Below are 19,249 nucleotides of genomic sequence, written 5' to 3'. Positions count from 1 at the left end.
CAGATGAAAGCGCCTCGATTCAACAAAACCACATTATGCTTATTCACCTTGTTGGCCGCGAGCCAGCAAGGGGTTGCCGCTGAACTGATCTACCCCGCAAATAGCGTGACGATTAATGACAGTGCGCAAGCGAAACAATTTTTGCTGGAGTATTTTCAAGATAAGTCTGAAACCGTCATCAGCGATATTTCGGTACGCTATCAACGCACCAGCTTGATGGCAACGCACTACAATTTTGATGTTATCGATAGCCAAGGTAAAAATTGCCACAAGACCTTGGTACTGACCGTAGATAAAGATCAAAAAGTGCAACGCGTTTATGCCCAGCTCGATGCACTAACGGGCCAATGTGATGGTACGATCGAGCAACCTCGTACCAATTTTGATACCACTAAACCCGTTATTCCGGCACACGCGAAAACGGTGCCAGTGACAACTCAAGTCTACAATCCCGATCCGCGTACGATGAACCAAGCACCGATCCCAACAGACGGTGATTTTGCGCATTACACCTTACCTGCGACCTATCAGACAGTGACTATGCCTGTACTGTGTAGTACTGCGGCTAACCCACAGTGTCTATTAGCCAACGACAAGGTTGTTGCTATCGACATCGTGAATTTACCCGAAGGGATAACAGATAAGGCAGAGCAACAGCCGCAGCAAGGCCATCTGAGTTTTGCGCCAGACGCGCTCACCAATATTGATGTAACACAAGCATCCACTAGCGATAAATCAGCGGTTAATAACTACTTCTACGATGTGATGGCGTTTTACCATATTGATCATTCATTACACTACGTGGAAGGGCTTGGCTTCAACCACTTATTCAATCAACCGGTTCAATTTGACGCGCAAGGTTCAACCGAGAATAACTCTAAGTATTTGAATGATATTAACTTGCTCTCATTTGGCATGGGAGGCTCACCCGATAGCCTTGATGCGGATGTGATCTTGCATGAATTCGGCCACACCATAAATTACTTTATCGTGCCTGACTGGGCGTACGGCGATACCAGTGGGATCGGTGAAGGTTTTGGCGATTACTGGGCAGGCATGTCGACTTACCGTACCCAATATCAGCAAGGTACAAGCTTTGAACTAGATACCGTATTCAACTTTGACGGTCATTTTGGCGGAAAAAGTGGCGGTACCCGTTCTCTCAATGACAAAGCGGCTCGCTACTACCCATCAGCTGAATACCAAGCACATATTTCCGTTAATGGCACCTTGTCTGATCAACTCTGGTCAACGCCACTATTCCAATCACTGAAAGAAGCTGTCGCGACCTACAATGCCGATGCGTTCGAGGCAATGAACAGGATTATTCTTGAAGGCCTCTATGGTTTAGGCCGTGGCGCTAAAATGCACCATGCCGCACAGAGTATTTTAGATGCGGCGCAAAGCCTCTACCCAAACCATGAATATGGCGCGATTTTGCGTCGTCATTTCAATCACCACAACTTGCTTCCAACCGAACTGATCCTAGCGCCAAGCCCGCTATTCATTGATACAGGATTAGCAACAACCAATAATGCCACCAGCAAGAGGCAAGTAAACGCTGTCATCTATAACCCAACCACACGGGATATGGCATTGAGCGGACGTGTCTCGGTATCGGGGCAATCAGGGTCACAAACTTTGGCTATAGCCGATCAACCATTAAACCTAAAAGCAGGAAAAAGCCAAACCGTTAACTTCCCTCTTAACGCTCAACCACAGTGCGGTCAGCGTATTAACTTAACACTTGATGCATCCTTCAGCTTCGACAAAAAACAACGGATGCAACACGTTAGTTTTGACCAAGGTTTCGTATTTGGTTTACCTGAATTTTCCGAACCCCCTAAAACACTGAATCAAGAAGTTCTTGACGCTAAAAAAGGCACAAGCCCGCTGCAACCTATGCGCAAAGGGCTTACCTATGCCACTTACTTTAATACGGGCGATCAAGAGTCTGTCGGCAATGATTTCGCCGTCATCACGCATATTTCACACCCTGATCACCGCGAATTGAAAGTCACGCTGATCGCACCAGATGGCCAGCAAGTGATTTTGCACGATCACCAAGCTTATTACCAAAACAACAAACAAACCGTGTATCGCTTAGCCGATCACCCGCAACTTAAACCACTACTGGGCAGTCGGATGACAGGCGCTTGGCGACTAGAAATTAGTGATATCGCTGTCGGTAATAGCGGCCAATTGATCGATTTTGGCGTCACGCCCATCCAGAACTATCAGTGTAAAGCTTCACCCAATAAACCCGATCCAAAGCCACAACCACAACCACAACCTAATAACAATAGTGGCGGAGGAGGCAGTGCCCTTTGGTTAACCCTACTTGCAATGCTGCAATTGGGATACACCAAAGCAAGATCAGCGAAACGTCGTTCATTTAAGCGTTAATTCAATTTTTATAGAGAAACTATTACCATGAAAAAAACCTTACTCACCCTCACCATAGCGACGTTACTTGCTGGTTGTAATGGTGGCTCAGACAATAAAGTCAGCAACACGACGGGGCCCGATTCAAAGCTGAATTACACACTGAGTGGCGAGGTACAATCCAACTATCTCGCGCAAGATATCACGGTATGTGTCGACTTAACGGAAGACTGGATCTGTAACCCCAGTGAACCAACCACAACAGCCAAAAGTGGTCTATTTAACATCGTCAGCATGAACAAAGATATTTTGCATGCGCGTATTCTTGCTGTCTCAACCCTCAATGCGGTAGATAACCAAAGTAAAGCCTATACCAACGACACCGTGGTATTAGCAGCGCCACCACAGCAAAAAGAAAGTGGCCACATTATTAACGGTATCAGCACCTTGATCAGCGCAAATATGGGCCATGGTTTAAACCCTCATGAAGCAGCACGTGATGTGAAAGCCAAGTTAGAAAAAATCGGTGTTACCACCAGCAATAATTTGTTGGCCAACCTTGGTGATCCTCGCTTGGCGACGATTGATAAAAACATCCAGTTACTCTCGGCCAGTGCCAACGCCGATCAACGTAGCCGTGTGATCGCCACGCTCGCCAAAGATCTGCCACAGCAAAAAGCGTTTATTCAGGCAGAAAATCTCACCGAGCAAACACTCGCAGACACAGTGAATCAGCTGGAACAACAAAGCATGCCGCGCTTAGTGGGCAATGATACCGGTGTCACGCAATTTTTTAATGGTGCGATACTTACCGATACCCCAGCTGCTGGCTTCCCATTACAAGATGCCAATATTGGCTTTGATGCCACAGACAAAAAGGCTCACTCTGGCGCAGGTTTTATCTTCACTAAATTAGATGCGAAAGGCCAGAAACTACCACAGGATGCCACTGAATGGAGCTGTGTGCGCGATGAGCGAACCCAGTTAACGTGGGAAGTGAAATCCAACGATCCTAAGTCACCACGCTGGAAGAAAAACGAATTCGCCTTACAGATCAAAGGTGGCGCTCAACCTCACAGTGAAGACATAAAATACGCCCAGCAAACCAACAAGTCAGGTATCAATACCACAGAGCAATACCAAGATATGGTCAATAAAGATCAACTTTGTGGCATCAATACTTGGCGTTTACCGACACTGAATGAACAATTTGATTTACTTGATTTTGGCTCAACCGCAAAAGATACCGATGGCAATCTTATTGGGTTGAATACCCATTACTTCCCTCATGTGGAAGCTGGCGATTACGGCTTAGGTTGGTACTGGTCTTCTAGCTTTATGTACGCCCCTTACCAACCTAAACACTTGAATTTGTATAATTACTTGGATCAACTGGGTGATTCTATAGGTGACACAGGTGTTCAACCTCTGTGCCAACAAGCAAATATAGAAGAATGTCTTTCCCCAACAATAATGAACGTACGTATGGTTAGCCAAGGAAAATAACAATGAAAAAGACAATGACCAAAAAAACAGTTATTAGAAAAACAATTAGCCATACCCTAATCACTGCGCTTTTTGCGTTAACGGCATCAAGTGCAATCGCTGCAACGCAAGAGTGTGATATCAACTTAACCAAATCTGCGCCCGATGTTCGCTTTAAAGACAACCAAGATGGAACAGTTACCGATTTACGTACCGATTTAGTATGGAATCGCTGTACCCTAGGCCAAACATGGAACAAAACCAATAATATTTGCGATGGCAAACCCACAGGGATGTACTGGCAAGCTGCACTACAGCGAACGGAGATCATTAATAATGATAAATCCGATCCTCTGCACCAGTTCGGTGGCCGTCAAGAATGGCGCCTACCGAATATTAAAGAGCTGCAGTCACTGCGAGAATCTAGCTGTATATCTCCGGCATTAAATAAGCGCTTTTTCCCGCTTAATTTTGATTTCTTGTCAGCCGAAAGTACCGCGTGGAGTTCAACGCCAGCACGAGCATCAATAGGACATGTATTTGCTTTGGGACTCGCCGATGGCCTAACCTCAAACTTCGGTTCAACCGATTATAAGCTTGGCGTGATCTTAGTGAGCGATAAATAATAGGGTAGGTATAGTCTTTGCGCTATTGTCGGTTCAAATCATCAGCTTGATTTGAACCGACCTTATCATCTTTAGGTAAGTCGTAGTTAGGTAAGTCGTAGTTAGATAAGTCACATAGGCGAAAGTGCATTGAAAAATCGCAACAAATAAAAGCCGATACTCACACTAAAGAGCTTAGGAATATTCTACCCCACCATAAATATCTATGGTCAAATCTCGCACCTTCGCATACTCCCCAGGCGTCTTCCCTATCGTGCTTTTTAAGTAACGGATCAAATGTGGTTGATCACTAAAGCCAAATTCTTGCGCGACCTCAGCCCAATCAATATCAGTTTCACCACGCAGGTATAAAGACTCAAGTAGCAAATCAAGCCGATTCATCGACTGGCACTGTTTTAATGCCAGGCCCGTTACTCGGGTAAAACTGCGCTCTAGCGTACGTTGAGAACAATGCAATAACGCCCCTAATTGCGAAATGGGCGTATTAGACAATAACGGTAACGCTTTCCGCGTTAGTAGGCTGTGCTTGTCTGAACGCGCTTGGTTTAGCCAAGGGAGTAGCAAACTTTCTAGCTCATCGCAGCACATTTCAGGTGCGTCTTTCGCAAGCTGCAACAATGAATGTGAGATACCTTGTATCTTCACGCCAGAATCTTGCTCATCACTTTTCATCGTGAAAAATGCGCTGATATCCGTTTCCACAATATGCTCTAGTTTTTCTATATGCGGCGTCATATCCAACGCATACAAAGCCCCTGTATGAAACTTAACCCCCAGCAAAATAAATGCATCCGTGTGATCAACTTGGAACGTCTTGCAATGAGGAAACAACCAGTGGCTCCCCAGCCCCTCAAAAGACACCGATTCACTTGCATACTGATACCCCTGCAACGCAGGCGCTATGATCAAGTGTGCCGTTGGATCAGGCGTCAGTTTAGGAAAAGGATGGCCGTCGTCAGCCAGCTTTTTTTCAATACACCAATAACACTCAACATACTGAGCGGCTAATGAACGCTTTGGTGGATATTTCCAATTAATCATATTGCTGATGACTCGATAGGCTTGATGGCGCTAATTTCTCTATAGGTGGAAAAGCAATCACCTCACCTTTCGCGGTAAGGATCGAAATATGACTTGGACTACCGTCTTCAGCTAACCGCAACTCACCAATCGCGCTACGATTAATCAAACGATCATGGCCATGGGTATCGGGATCACGTTTGAAGATCTTAAGACGCTTTCGCTTTGTTAACCAGTTTAGCGGCGATCTTGGACTATAAAGTAGGCGATCCATGGTATCGCAGACCCGCAATAACCGATTAGGAAACTCATTTTTGATCCCGCTAGAAGTGATCTGAAAAATATTCGGACTCGAACGACGAAAACGGAGCTTGATATCGTAAGCAAACGAGTAATGAACATCCCCCGACAAGATCACAAAGTTGGTAGGGGTTTTGGTATGGGTGAAAATACTCAGTAAAGTATTTGCCGCACCAGGATGTGCCATCCAGTTTTCAGCATCAATTAGCAAAGGTTGGCCAAGCCAGGTCATACCGCGTTGCAGGGTCTCAATAAACTTCACCCCAAACATAGGCGCAGCAGAGACAATGATCACCGCAGGTTCATTCAGCATTGCTTGTTGCATCTCAATCAAGGCTTCCCAATCCATTAAGCCTGACGGTTTATTCATTCGAGATTCTGAGCGCCAACGCCGTGTACGAGTGTCTAACACCAACATTTTTGGCTGTGTTTCTATGGTGTAATGCCATTGTTCAAAGCGCGATAGATGAGTAATAAATTCATCGTGATGCTCTGCTGTTGGCTGTGAAAAATAACGCTGAGCGAACGCCATGAAGCTCTCATCAAAATGCTCTGGCGCATTCCCCCACCCTTGGCATAACCAATAGCTCATCAGCCCATTACCAATCACGCGTCGTGCCAGCAAGCTATCAAAAGCCGCTTTTTCCCACCCGACCGTTAAGTTCCAGTCATCAGTGACATCATGATCATCAAAAATCATATAAGTAGGAATATGGGCCATTAAGCGTTGAACTTGCGGTAAACCCGCGACAAACGCATCAACATGTTTTTTCTCTGCATGCCAGACTTGCTGCCATTTCGCACTGAGCGTTTGGCCATTAACTTTAAAATTTTGTTCTGCTAGTCGGTTAGTATTCACCAAGCGCCAGAGCTGTGGCGACCATACTAATAAATACATCGAAAAATATTCAGCAAAAGTGATCAAGTGGTTCTCACTCTCACGGGAGCTAAATACGGGTAGTTTTCGCTTAGGCAGATAATCTTTCAGTCGGGCGAAGCGTGAATCTAGATGATCATGAGCGTGCTGGGTATTGGTATTGGTATTGGTATTGGTATTGGTATAGTGGGGTAACAGTTTATCGCGGCCATAAAAATGATGAGGGCTGCTAAAAATATCTTCCGCCGTCACTAGTTCGCTTTCACAGCCATCAGGAAAACGCTCATTGGATAGGCCCAACAACTTTATTGTTTGCGCTATCGCATCAAGCGTTGGTCCTGCAACATGATCCGCGTAAATCTGATCACCACTCATCATTAACAGCGCGGGACGCTCGCTGACAGCTTGTGCAGCCACTTTGTTATCGGCAGCCACTAAACTGTCTTGGCTTGGGTGATGAGGATTACGACAAGAGCCATGTAAGACATAGTCTGCACGCGTCTTAATGCTAAAAGTCAGCGCGGATTCATCGCCATACAGCAGGTCAGGCATTAGGCTTGTAATATCACCTTGCTGAGTATCTAACCTATATTGGAGCGCGGTATCGGTTGGAAAACACCCTGAAAACTGTGCATGTACCACCCAAGCATTTCTGCCAATTTGAATTTGATGCTCTGCAAGTACATCAGCTTGAAAAAGTGGTTCAGAAGAGCCACTTGCATAGAGTGAAAACGTCGCCTCAAGCGATTGAGAGCAAACCAACCAAATCGAAATATGCGAGGCCGTCACCTTGCGTAAGATTGGCCCAGCGACGACTAATGGTAATGTTATTTCTTGTTCATTTGAAAAAAAACCATCAAAAACCTGAACCATTTTTTCCTCTTTCTTTACACTTTTCATTGTATTTTTTCGCCGATGACCACTGCCATTATATTGATCATCATAACTTTTCTTATTGCTAAGATCAGTGCCGTCGTCCGTTAGAACCCACTCACCTCTTCTTTTATTTCTCTTCAACACCACAAATAAAAGATAGCGTCTTTTATTTGTGGTGTAAGATTGATAGAATCCATTCATCAGCTGAATGCTATTTCGTTTCTAACTCTGCCACTAAAGTAAACAAGCCATCAGATTAGATTAGATAATCTCAGTTTAACGCTGCTGACTCGAATAAGAATCTGAATAATAGCATCAGAGTAGTGCGGAAAGTACCGCCATATAGGATGTGCAAAAGCAAGTTCAGCTTTAAAAACAAAGACAATAAAATCATATCGATAGCCTCACTATCAGTATGGTTTAAGTGCTACATAGCAAAAAAGCGCGCATCTATGTGACAACATTCACTTATTTAAATATGCGTGTTTTTTCATTTGTTCTTATTAATGCTACAACTTACATATTGAAAAATAATAATTATCCGAAAACAACGGTGTGCATCGTTAGCTCACTGTGTTTTTAAGGAATAAGGTGCACTCATGAAAAAGCAATTTTTTGCGGCAATTTTACCGTTATTCGTATCCTTCTCCGCAGCAGCAGAAAGCACGCCAACCGACAGCAGTACTGCAAACGCACTGGCTAACGCTGATGTATCAGGCTTTCGAATGGGCGCGGGGGTCATCAATCACGACTCTGATGACCTGATTGATGACGCGACAGGCTATGTTATTGAAGTAGGCTACGACATTAACAAGATATTTGGTGTATCAGGCCGTTATTCCAATGCCACTTTCGATAACGATAATACCCAGAACCCATCGAAACTTCCGGGAGAGGTCGACGTTTCAACATGGGGACTGTATGCCGATATTGGCTATACCCTTATAGGTAAGAACAACTTTGCGATAAAACCCTACGCTCTACTAGGTGCGGAACGCATTAATGTGGTGACCGACTTAGGAAACGAGAATTTTGACGACAGTGAATATGCCTTTGCGATTGGTACAGGTATCAGAGCGACATTTAAAGAACACTTCGTACTCGCAGCTGAATATAAGTTCTCGTCGGTAGATATCCCTGAATATAACGATCTCGATCTGGATACCTTCTCGCTAACCGTTAACTATAAATTCTAATAATACCAATCTGGATAATATCCTGACCACTGACTTCATTAGGTTGCTATAAATGCCTCGCTCAGCCATCGCTGCAGAGCGAGACATCCTCTCGCTGACGGTAACAATAAAGTATTGAAGTCGTTATATAACGTAATCTTCATTTAGCACCTACGCTATGCTTTCGTGTAGAATTGCGCCCTTAGCTTGTTAGAGGATGAAAATAATGCCACGCGTTAGCCAAGAAGTTGCAGCACAAACCCGCCAAAAAATTATCGATGCTTCTTTTTCGCTATTAGTTGAACAGGGAAATGATGCGTTAACCTTCACCAAAATAGCTCAAACAGCCAAAGTAAGCCGCTCTGGTATCAATGCGCATTTTAAAAAGAAATCTGAACTACTCGATGCACTCAAGCCGATGCTGAAAAAAGTAATCACCGATAAGCTCGATTTCACTAATGGCAAAAAATTCTTCGAAAGCTGGAAAGATGCCATTGATAACGACAGTTACTTTCGTAACGTTATCGCACATGCAAATGCCTTGTGTAATGAAAAAGAAGGCGTCGCAGGCCTCATCGAACTGATTGGAGGGGATGAAGAGAACCCAGAAGATCATATATTAATGGCGATAGGTTATGCTGTGGTACATTGCGCAAAGTCGGGATGTTGTAAATAACATCCATACCTATTGAAAGAAGATACCGAAACCAAATGACGACTAAGCAATTAAAGGCATAACTTTCAGACGAGTCACGCTAACTGAGATCTGTTATTTACCACAATTTCACACTAATAATGCATAGTAAATAATATTCCTGTAAACCTCGACAGGGATCATGCCATGCGTAAGTTCATCACTCTACTTTGTTTTATATTTATATCCATGACAGCACATGCAAGCCCACAAGACCTATTTAATACCATCAACCAACGCTTAAGTTACATGGAGGACGTGGCATTATTTAAAGCCATGAACCAACAAGCCATTGAAGATCCTTCTCGTGAAGGCATGGTGGTAGATAAAGCCAAAGCCGCTGCCGCAAAAAAAGGACTTAAACCCGATCAAATTGAACACTTCTTTAAAGCTCAGGTTTCTGTAGCTAAAGCAATTCAATACCGACATCGAGCAGACTGGTTATCACAGCCAGCGGCACACCTTCCACGCGATCTTCAGACTATTATTCGCCCAGCATTAATCACGCTAGGGGCTTCGATTACCCAACAGATTGCTGACTATGTGAACCAAAACGGCGCATTTACACCCGATGATTTCAACAGTTTTAATAAAGCAATTACGACTAAGTATGTGAGTGCTGGCGATAAACAGTTACTGTTCAGTGCACTAATGGAAATTAGAGGCAACAGCTAACGCCTACTTTTAACCAGTGACAACATAAAAAACCCAGCCTAAATAACTAGGCTGGGTAAAAAGAAAAGACTCAGTGGTTGTTACGAATTACCAGTAAACACGAGCACCGATAGCAAAGTTGCTTTCACCATCTTTAACTGATGTCGGACCAACAAAGCTGTCAGAGCCCTTGTTAGTAAAACCAGTAGTTGTACCTTTCGCGTAACCATACTCACCGTAAATGCGTGCCCAACTGTTAAACTTGTAAACCGCACCTAGGTAGAAATTTTTACCATCGCCTTTTTCTTCATTAACACCACCGCTTGGCTTTTGTTCTACATACTCGAAACCAGTATAAGCCGTTGCTTTGTCCGTAAATGCATAAGTACCAGCCAAACTGTATGCATTTTCTTTAATCTGTTTTGATGAATTCAAGTCTTCAAGTTTTGCGTTGTAATATGTAAAACCAACAAGCGCAGCGCCAAAACTGTATTCAGCTGTACCTTCAATGTATGTATTACGCAGATCCGCAGTAATATCCTTCGGCTTATTCGGATCAGTTACATCGTCTGTTCCTACTTTGAATTTTTTAGCCGTATTCTGACCACCACCTAGGTGTAGGTTAAAACCAGCAACGCTTGTACCTGCATACAGTTCAGCCAGCTCTTGGTTAGAATCATCTTGATCGAGACCATAGTTAGCGGCTACCCAGAAGTTTTCGCCATCGTAGTTATATTTGATTAATGAGTCGTGACGTGCGCCAGATAAAGTGGCATGGCGAAGACCGGTACCACCGAAGAAGTAAGAGTAATCAGCACCCCATACTTCATCCGATACGACCCACTGGCGACCAAAAGAGAACTTACCAAAATCTGTTGCGACACCCGCAATGTGCAAGCGGTTTTTCATTACGTAGTCGCCTTTGCCTTGTAGGCCAAATTCAACTTTACCAAACACATCAACACCTTCAGCCAATGTATATTGTGCTGAAACACCAGCACGAGAAGAGCCAGCATTTAGTGTTACTTCTTTGTCTTCACTTTTTTTCAGTTCGGTACGTAATTGACCATAAAAGTCGACGGATCCTTCGTCTGACTTATAAATTTCTGCCGCTGACGCCATGTTAGCCACAAGAAGAGAAGGGATTGCTACTGCTAATAGTGTTTTTTTCATCATACTATCCTGTATTATTATTGTCCTTAATTGCACATTCTTTCCTGAATCTGCTGACAAAAAACTAACAGGAAAAAAATCCTGAGACAACAGTAAAAAGCACAACAAAATCACAAACAATTAACAAAGCAAAATATAAACTGAATGACCCCCAGCTTTAAAACCAAACTTAACAACCCGTTTTTATTCAAATACTCATAGTGAACCGACAACCTCAAACACACACCAATCAGCACTAAGGCCTGATACATCGGGGTTTCAACCGATCACATAATAACTCCCCAAACAGAATAAAGCACCAATAAACCACACATAATGATTCAATTGATTTGAATAACTTTTTATGTAAAAAACTAAGCATCTTATGCTTTTTTGTTCTAGATAATTAACAAAGTTTTTGAACTTTTTGTTTTAGCTAGACTACGAGCTCTGACATAGCTATTCAAAAATTATTCCTAAAAAGCTTATTCTTGCGCATTTACCTCCATTGAAGCACGTAAAACATGACGCAGTCATGATCGCGACTTTCGTCACATTAGCATTGCAACAAGCCGAACAACTGGTATAACATCAAACAAATTTAATAATGGCGATACGAATTTATATCGTTATTACGACAGCAATATACGAAATAATAAAGGCAAAATAATGACAACGATTCAACGTGAACAAACTAACCAACGTATGAGCAAAATTGTAAAACATGGCGAGACTGTTTATTTATGTGGTCAAGTCGGTATTGCGGGTGAGAGCGTAGCGGATCAAACTAAAGAAGCACTACGCCGTGTCGAGACCTTATTGAACGAAGCTGGTAGTGACAAACACCACATGCTACAGGTTATTGTTTGGCTTGCTGATATGGCTGACTTCCAGGAAATGAATGAAGTATGGGATAACTGGATGCCTGAAGGCGATGCTCCAGCTCGAGCTTGCGGTGAAGCAAAACTGGCGCGCCCAGAACTGAAAGTTGAATTGATTGTCACTGCTGCGCTTAAAAACGCAGAGTAATCTTCATTCCGCGATATAAAAAGAGAGCGCTGACAAATCATCAGCGCCCTCTTTTTTAATCTAAATTTTACTCTGTATCATCTTGATTCGGTATGAATAACGTTTTGGTTAAGCGTGCTAAATTGAATGCATCAACATAACCAGAATGCTGACGCCCTTCCCATTCAATACCAGCCATTTCCATCGCGGTACGTTGTCCGCAACGTTTTTTCTTCACGTGTGGCTGCATACGAAATAACGTCGCAATATTAAGATATTCTTCAAAAGGCACTTTCAATCCTTTCGCTTCACACTCAGCACGCAAGATTTGATCATCGTGGCCCCAAGCAGCATAAATTTTATGGCGACCACCAAATTTCTGCTCAATGGACTTTAATATTGTTGCCAAAGGTTTACCATTTTTGGCAATAACATCAGGCTTAATACCCGTCAATTCGGTACAGAAATAAGACACTTCATCATGCTCTGGCAAGACATAATGTTGAGCACGGCGCACAATATCACCACTCTGGAGATCTAATTCAGCGACACCGATCTCTATGATTTCACCTGTGCGAGCTTTACGCTCGTCATTCCAGCAACACATTTCGAGGTCAAAACAAACGATTCGGTTATAATTCATTATCTTTCCAGCATGGAGCACCTAACAGCCCGCTAGCATACCATTTTATCCATTTAACATCAGCCTACAGACAGTGAATCATGGCTGGGACGGAAAGATGATCAAGGAAAGAACTCAGCGTTAACATTTTGAAAATCAGAGCCTCAATACAGGGGAAATGCCAAGTAGGCTTTCCCCTTACCCGTTCATTAATCAGTGCGTTAATCTATATAGCGTACAGGCTTGGCGGGGGAGCCGACACAGACACTCTTCGCTGGAAGATCTTTAGTCACGACACTGCCAGCACCAATCACTACACTATCACCAATTGTGACGCCAGGACACACAGTCACATTCGCGCCAAACCAGACATCATTGCCCACTGTAATGGCCTTCGCGAACTCATCACCACTTGCGCGCTCTACAGGGTCGAGAGGGTGCCCCGCTGTTGCTATCACCACGCCAGGGGCCAATAGACAATTGTCACCAAACACCACAGGTGCACCATCTAGAATCGTGCAACCATGATTAACATAAAAACCTTTGCCAACCTTAATGTTATAACCGTAATCACAATTAAACGGGGATTCAATCCATGCGTCACTGGCCCTATCAAGTAAGGTATTGATCAGCAACTGTCGACGCTCACGCTCAGTCGGGCACGTTTGATTTAATTGAAAGCATATCGCTTTAGCGCGATCGCGTTCCACCACCAACTGCTCATCGAATGCTTGATAAATTTCACCAGCCAGCATCTTCTCTTTTTCTGTCATTTGCTTGCAAACCTTTTCTTACTCATCATCCTTAAAGCCCTGGGCGATAATCCACTGCTATTATCAATAATCACAAGCAAAACGGTAGCAAGGCTTGATGGTAAAAGAAAAAAAGCAGGTAAAAATCACATTCGGTAAGCAAGCTATCTATACCGTAATACCAATCTGGGTAAGTAAATGTTCAGGTGATTGCGCAGGAAAAAACACTGAAAACAAGGCGTAGATTGCAGATAGCTAGTTGTTCTATCTACAAAATCTATAACGCAGTTATCATTGATTTTAACCAGCAAGAATGATCAGTTACTTAGTTAGATAGGTATAAGCAACTTTTCACTCCGCCACTGGCTAGGCTTTAATCTTAAAATTGGCAAATAAAAAGGCAATACCTAGGTATTGCCTTAATGAAACGAACGCTATAACGGTTAATTTTTTAGGGTATTTCCTAACGTCAGGTAAAAAGAACGCTCTCCTCCCTCTGCCATTCCATAGGCAAAGTAGACCGGCCCTAATACCGAATCAACCCCGACAAAGACACTGCCTGCAGTGATCAAGCTACTGGCATTGATCTGGCTATATTCGTTCCACACCCCACCTTGTTCAAATGAGCCCCCAACAAAAACAGGCGTGGAAAACGCACCAAAGTCATTATCGGCTAACTGATAACGGTAAATCAGCGCACCTAAGCCACTATAGCGTCCATTGAGCTCATATTTATGATAACCAGAAAGATTAAACAAACCTCCTAAATCTTGAGCAAAAATAGGCAGCAATTCTTTAGAATCAGAACCTGCAAGATCTAGCAATGCCACAATATTATGACGGTCATAATCCAAAGGTTTAAGTAAATGTAAACGATATACTAAAGCGTCATCATCGGTGCGACGCTGGTCAATTTCACTTTGGGTGCGCAACAACCCTAAATCAATCGAGCCTTGCCAGCCCGTTTTAGGAAAGAACTGATTATCTAAATTATCGTATTCAAAACGGGTATACCCACCAAAAGCTGTAAAGCTTTCAGTTAAATCTACCGACGATAACGAAACACTGCCATCAAGCCCAATAAAACCTGCTCTAAATGCACTCCAGCGTGCTAAATTTACGCCAAGATCTGCGGTATAAGTGGTCCGTTCGTACAGCCCATCTATAGTGTTGAGCCCTGTAACTTGCCCAAACTCAGGATCTAATTGAGCACTCTTAAAGCCTCGTAACTGGCTATTGTACTCAACTGAAAATGATGAAAAAAATCGCTGTGAGTAATCAAGCGGCAAGTAAATTTCTGTTTTGAAGGCCTTCCAACTGCCGAGCTCAGCTTCAAACAACCATTCACCACCTTTATCTGTGAGATTGGTATAGAGATACTGGGCCCCAAAAGTAAAATCGGAACGCTGTGAAAAGTCATCTTCAAAAGCAAACTTAAAATTCAGATAACCAGGCCCCCAGGTTTTTTCGGTAATATCCAAGAGCAAAACAGTTTCTTGATCTTGTTGTTCGATCTGGTAACCAACCCGTGAGAAAAGATCCTCTGAATTCAGCCGTGTAACAGCATCTTCAAGCTCATTACTGGTAAGCACTCGGCCCGTTGGCAGATCAAGTAACGCCAGTAACGTTTCATCACTGCGCAAGGTTTGGTTTTTGATGGCAATACGGTCGATATAATATGCCGAGCTCGCGACCAATTGACTGCGGCGATCTTGCTTATAACGTACATATTGACGGTAATCCGCCTCAGATAGCTGATGCGCCAACAGCTGGGGGAGCGCTTGAGTAGCAACGTTTCGTCCCGCTTGATAGGCCCGTTCCATTTGATCAAAATCGGGCGCTGTCATGAAGGTCAATGTGGGTTTGAGGTAGATATCGTGTTCAGACATCAGCGCTTTTTGTTGATCAGCACTGCTGTTGGTCATGAAGGTTGTTAACTGCGAAATAATCGTCAACGCACTGCCTAACTCTTCATCTTCCAGCAATGGGTCACGTAAATCGACCGCTATAATGACATCAGCCCCCATCTGCTGCGCAACATCCACGGGCATATTATTCACTACCCCGCCATCCACTAAGCGATGGCCTTGCCACTCTATTGGGGTTAATGCCCCCGGCACTGTCATGGATGCCTGCATTGCCGTCGCAAGGTGGCCCGAATCAATTACCACCGCTTGAACCTTGGCAATATCTGTAGCAACGCTACGGTAGGGGATCACCAAATCATCAAACGAATTTAAGACTGGCAAATTATCCGTAAGATCGCGCAAAAGGATCGCCATCCCCTGCCCTTGAAAAGCGCCAGGCTTGGCCCGAAACTCACCTTGAGGCGTGACACCTAAGTCGGTGTGTAATTGAAAATTATCATTTTGTTGCTTACGGCGTAGCACCATATCATTACGACTAACGCGATCGAGGTAACCACTTTGCCAATTTGCAGATAAGGTTTTTTGCTTGAGCTCTTGCGCTGTCAATCCCATCGCATACATGCCCGCAACATACGCGCCTATGCTTGTACCCGTAACGAGATCAACAGGAATACGGTTTTCTTCGAGTACCTCAAGTACCCCAATATGCGCAGCACCTTTTGCACCGCCACCACTGAGCACGACACCGACTTGCTCGCGCTCTGCAGCCCAGCCAGATTGACTAGTCAACGTCAGTAATACAGCGTAAGTCGCAGCACGTACACCTTGTCGTAATATTTTATCCGTCACAATATCCCTTTAAGTACGACTAGACACCTCGAGCTACATCATCAAGAGCCGTCAGAACTTGTTCATTTATATGCCCTTCATGGACTAATTTACAGACTTTTCGACGTACCGCTAGCCCAGAGATCAAACGTTCAATCGATAAATGACGATCTTCTTGCTGGCTATTGTAAAGCTCAACGGTTTTACTCAGGGTTTCGTAACTCACGACCTGATCCGATACCCGCAACCAATCTAGCTTCTCAAGCAGCTCATGGCATTCATCAGATACGCTAGATACAGAGTGTCCAGTCATTGCCGATAACGCCGTGATACTGCGTTGTAGCGCTTCTGGTGAGGTATATCTAGATAAGATGATCGTCAATTCGTCTGCATTGATCTCAACCAAGTGCTTGCGTAACTTCACACGACGACCTAAGCGCCCTTTGGTCCGCCCTTCTTTACGTTGGATCGGCTCAAACTCACCATCAATGATCTGAGATAGCTGTTCAAGCTCACGTTTTGGCAGAATCTCGTTGCGAAGCGGGTTAGGCATAGTCGGCGCCATATTTCGCTTACCTTCATTGGTGGTTTTAGCCCGCGAATAACGGATCACTTCATCAGCATCACAGCGAATATCGATCTGGTAATCGGTATAACGTTGTTCAGCATCTTCAGGAATGATCGTTAAGTGATAACCCCATAAATTCACCGCGAACACATTATCCGTCACTTTACCATCTGCTAATTTACGCAGTTCACGGATCAAATCCGATGAAAAACGGCGCCACTCTATATTTCTTGCAAGCTTCTGATTTAACTCACTAAGCAACATAGAATCGTTAACACGACGCGACATTCGACTACGGAAAAAAGTGTACAACTGAAACACTAACGTGTGTTGACGCAAGATCTCAGGTGGAAACAAGAAGAAATAATCGCGAGTGAGCAGTTCATCAAAGAATGACGGCTCCCATACCAAAATATACAAATTCGGCTTGATCTTAATCTCGCCATTTTCACCTTCTTGTGGTGCTTCTTCTGACGCGGTGATCGTGCGAGCAATAAAACGAAAGCGATCACTCTTAAAACCTTCAGGCATATTTTCACTAAGCCAACGGCCTGTCAGTTCATGCAGTTGAAAGTCAGTAAATTCAATACGATCAATACTTTCTCGAATCGAATCACGCGCAGGTCCACTGTCTTTTTTACCACGCAATGCCAAAATATCTGTGATGTAAACTGGCGTTTTATTACCCAAAGTACGCGATTGGATCTCATAATCGTCGATATGGTGATCGTGGTATTGCACCGTTAACGTAAACAACGCAAATAGCGTCATCAGATCATCCACTGTCATGATCGACTTTGATGATCGGGTTTCAATGATCGCTTTAGTGCCACTGATCGCTACCATGGCTTTTTGATAACTTTTCTTGGTCCGTGGCGGAGCAAGTGCCTGATCAATGATCCCAGCCCAGCTGGTGGGTGAAACAACAATTTGATCGGCTTCATCGGGCATGCTTGGTGGCGTACCTAAGCCATGCTCTGTGAGTAAACGGCGGTTAACATGATTTTGAGCGAGTGCTTTCGAACGTTTTTGCTTTTCTTGCTCTTTGCTTTGTTGAGAATGCAGGCTACCTGTCCCAAGTTGCGAGATCAGCAAGGCTGGATTAACAAAATGATGCAGCATAGTTTTGCCGGCAAGACCTTCCTCAAAACGGACAGGTTGTTGTTTAAACAGGCCTATTGTAACTGCAGCTCGTAGACGTTGCTGAATGGCAGCACGGGTTAACTGGCCCTCTGTTGCCTCAACAAGCTCGGTGGTTGATACCATCCCGTCTTGACAAGACAAGCCGCGTAGTGAAATGAGATTGAGCAGTTCAACAATACTTTTTGTTACCCCTTTGAAATGTTGATATTGAGGTAACCAATCAACTAAACCCGAAGGGATCGCGAAAAGATGACCATCTTTGTGCGATCGAGGCAAAGAGATCAATATTTTTTCAACGGGATCGTTATTGCTGCCTGTTACGATTTTCATTTATCACTAGCCGTACATTCATCATTTTTCCGAAAGATTAATAGAAAAAGATTAAGAAAGAAAGTTCTTTTTATTGAAGCTCTTAAAATATGATCTTTATGATTAAAAGTGATCTTTATGATTAAATGATTATATGATCAGGGCGTAAAAATATCTCTAACTTACTGAATTATTAGGATAATAAATTCAGCTCACATGGAACAATGATCAACGTCTGCTAGGAAGTATGATCAAAGCATCGCTAGAACGATGATCATTAATCGTTTGGAGCGATGATCATCATTAGCCTGAAACCATGATCATTGTTAAATTGAAACGATGATCATGGCTGTTTAACAGCTTATCCACAGCTTATTCTGTTTTGAGTGTTGTAAAAGTAATCAGTCATCACATTTTCTCAATTTGTCGAACGCTATTTAGTTAGGAACGATGATCACCATAATGCTTTTGGACCTAATTTTTAGCTTTAAGGCGCAACGACACGCTTTTCCGTGGCCGTTTTTAAGTCAAAATGCAAAAATTGAAATGACAAAGACCGTAATTTTCCTCTCTTGTTACATGTGTCCGTCTGCGGAGGCATGATCAAGCCATGATATTTGTATTTCAATTTACGATTTTGGCCATCAATCGTATTTTTTGACCTATTTGAAGTGGCTATTGTTGCTAACAAACCCTTATAGAAACTGCATCGGCCGTAGTTTTGCCACTATTTCTCATGCTTCCGTAGTCAAAATCAAAGGCAATGCTAATTCTTGATCATTGATCCGATCTTCTTTGCTCTTTATTGACTCGTCAGGCTCTTCACCGTTCGAATTTACAGCCTTGATCATCGTTGCGGCTATTTTTTATTATCGCTGGAACAATGATCAAGCTGAGCCTCTATCCA

14 protein-coding genes are annotated in these 19,249 nt (G+C 43.5%); 7 read left to right on the top strand and 7 right to left on the bottom strand.

Annotation, left to right across the window (positions count from 1 at the left end; translation table 11 throughout):
• The first annotated feature begins 3 nt into the window (after nt 1-3).
• The 3 genes from L4C35_RS19025 to L4C35_RS19015 are packed head-to-tail and all read left to right on the top strand — an operon-like array spanning nt 4 to nt 4,496.
• Nucleotides 4-2,406: a proprotein convertase P-domain-containing protein gene (locus L4C35_RS19025; protein ID WP_428464378.1), complete on the top strand. Its 2,403-nt coding sequence runs from the start codon at nt 4-6 to the stop codon at nt 2,404-2,406.
• Between the two features lie 27 nt (nt 2,407-2,433).
• Nucleotides 2,434-3,891 (top strand): Lcl C-terminal domain-containing protein, encoded by a 1,458-nt coding sequence (locus L4C35_RS19020; protein ID WP_428464377.1) that lies wholly within the window; start codon nt 2,434-2,436, stop codon nt 3,889-3,891.
• Nucleotides 3,892-3,893: 2 nt separating this feature from the next.
• The gene (locus L4C35_RS19015) at nt 3,894-4,496 is read left to right on the top strand and encodes an Lcl C-terminal domain-containing protein (RefSeq protein ID WP_428464376.1); all 603 of its coding nucleotides are present in this window, start codon (nt 3,894-3,896) and stop codon (nt 4,494-4,496) included.
• Nucleotides 4,497-4,670: 174 nt separating this feature from the next.
• Here the strand turns inward: L4C35_RS19015 and L4C35_RS19010 are convergent, their stop codons facing one another.
• Together L4C35_RS19010 and L4C35_RS19005 are read right to left on the bottom strand one after the other, a co-directional pair.
• Nucleotides 4,671-5,537, bottom strand: coding sequence for a helix-turn-helix domain-containing protein (locus tag L4C35_RS19010; RefSeq protein ID WP_428464375.1), 867 nt, complete (start codon nt 5,535-5,537; stop codon nt 4,671-4,673).
• Nucleotides 5,530-7,566 carry an alkaline phosphatase D family protein gene (locus L4C35_RS19005; RefSeq protein ID WP_428464374.1) on the bottom strand — a complete coding sequence of 679 codons (2,037 nt, stop codon included), beginning with the start codon at nt 7,564-7,566 and terminating at the stop codon, nt 5,530-5,532. Before L4C35_RS19005 ends, L4C35_RS19010 begins: the two co-directional genes overlap by 8 nt.
• 602 nt (nt 7,567-8,168) lie before the next feature.
• On the opposite strand from L4C35_RS19005, the gene L4C35_RS19000 reads away from it, so the two are divergent.
• The 3 genes from L4C35_RS19000 (at nt 8,169) to aroQ (ending at nt 10,113) form a co-directional block, all read left to right on the top strand.
• Nucleotides 8,169-8,765 carry a porin family protein gene (locus L4C35_RS19000; RefSeq protein WP_428464373.1) on the top strand — a complete coding sequence of 199 codons (597 nt, stop codon included), beginning with the start codon at nt 8,169-8,171 and terminating at the stop codon, nt 8,763-8,765.
• 205 nt (nt 8,766-8,970) lie between these two features.
• A complete protein-coding gene (locus L4C35_RS18995) occupies nt 8,971-9,420 on the top strand; it encodes a TetR/AcrR family transcriptional regulator (RefSeq protein WP_428464372.1) in 450 nt (149 codons plus the stop codon).
• Between the two features lie 165 nt (nt 9,421-9,585).
• Nucleotides 9,586-10,113 (top strand): gamma subclass chorismate mutase AroQ, encoded by a 528-nt coding sequence (aroQ, locus tag L4C35_RS18990; protein ID WP_428464371.1) that lies wholly within the window; start codon nt 9,586-9,588, stop codon nt 10,111-10,113.
• An 87-nt stretch (nt 10,114-10,200) separates the two neighbouring features.
• Here aroQ and L4C35_RS18985 read toward each other — a convergent pair whose 3' ends face one another.
• Entirely contained in the window at nt 10,201-11,265 is a 1,065-nt protein-coding gene (locus L4C35_RS18985; protein WP_428464370.1) for a porin, read from the bottom strand.
• Between the two features lie 648 nt (nt 11,266-11,913).
• Between L4C35_RS18985 and L4C35_RS18980 the strand changes: the two genes are divergently transcribed.
• Complete coding sequence (locus tag L4C35_RS18980) at nt 11,914-12,273, top strand: RidA family protein (protein ID WP_428464369.1); 360 nt, start codon at nt 11,914-11,916, stop codon at nt 12,271-12,273.
• A gap of 67 nt (nt 12,274-12,340) precedes the next feature.
• On the opposite strand, the gene L4C35_RS18975 is transcribed toward L4C35_RS18980, so the two are convergent.
• The 4 genes from L4C35_RS18975 to L4C35_RS18960 all read right to left on the bottom strand — a co-directional run bounded on the left by L4C35_RS18975 (nt 12,341) and on the right by L4C35_RS18960 (nt 18,363).
• Nucleotides 12,341-12,895, bottom strand: a complete 555-nt coding sequence (locus L4C35_RS18975; RefSeq protein WP_428464368.1) for a 3'-5' exonuclease — start codon at nt 12,893-12,895, stop codon at nt 12,341-12,343.
• A 200-nt stretch (nt 12,896-13,095) separates the two neighbouring features.
• Nucleotides 13,096-13,647 carry a sugar O-acetyltransferase gene (locus L4C35_RS18970; protein WP_428464367.1) on the bottom strand — a complete coding sequence of 184 codons (552 nt, stop codon included), beginning with the start codon at nt 13,645-13,647 and terminating at the stop codon, nt 13,096-13,098.
• 422 nt (nt 13,648-14,069) lie between these two features.
• On the bottom strand, nt 14,070-16,343 hold the full coding sequence (locus tag L4C35_RS18965; RefSeq protein WP_428464366.1) for a patatin-like phospholipase family protein: 2,274 nt from the start codon (nt 16,341-16,343) through the stop codon (nt 14,070-14,072).
• A 19-nt stretch (nt 16,344-16,362) separates the two neighbouring features.
• Nucleotides 16,363-18,363 (bottom strand): replication initiator protein RctB domain-containing protein, encoded by a 2,001-nt coding sequence (locus L4C35_RS18960; RefSeq protein WP_428464365.1) that lies wholly within the window; start codon nt 18,361-18,363, stop codon nt 16,363-16,365.
• Between the last annotated feature and the right edge of the window lie 886 nt (nt 18,364-19,249).

Source organism: Photobacterium kagoshimensis (genome assembly GCF_050337045.1).
Lineage (GTDB): Bacteria > Pseudomonadota > Gammaproteobacteria > Enterobacterales > Vibrionaceae > Photobacterium > Photobacterium kagoshimensis.
Note: the sequence above shows the minus strand (reverse complement) of the source record. Positions and strands in the feature narration are given on the sequence as shown.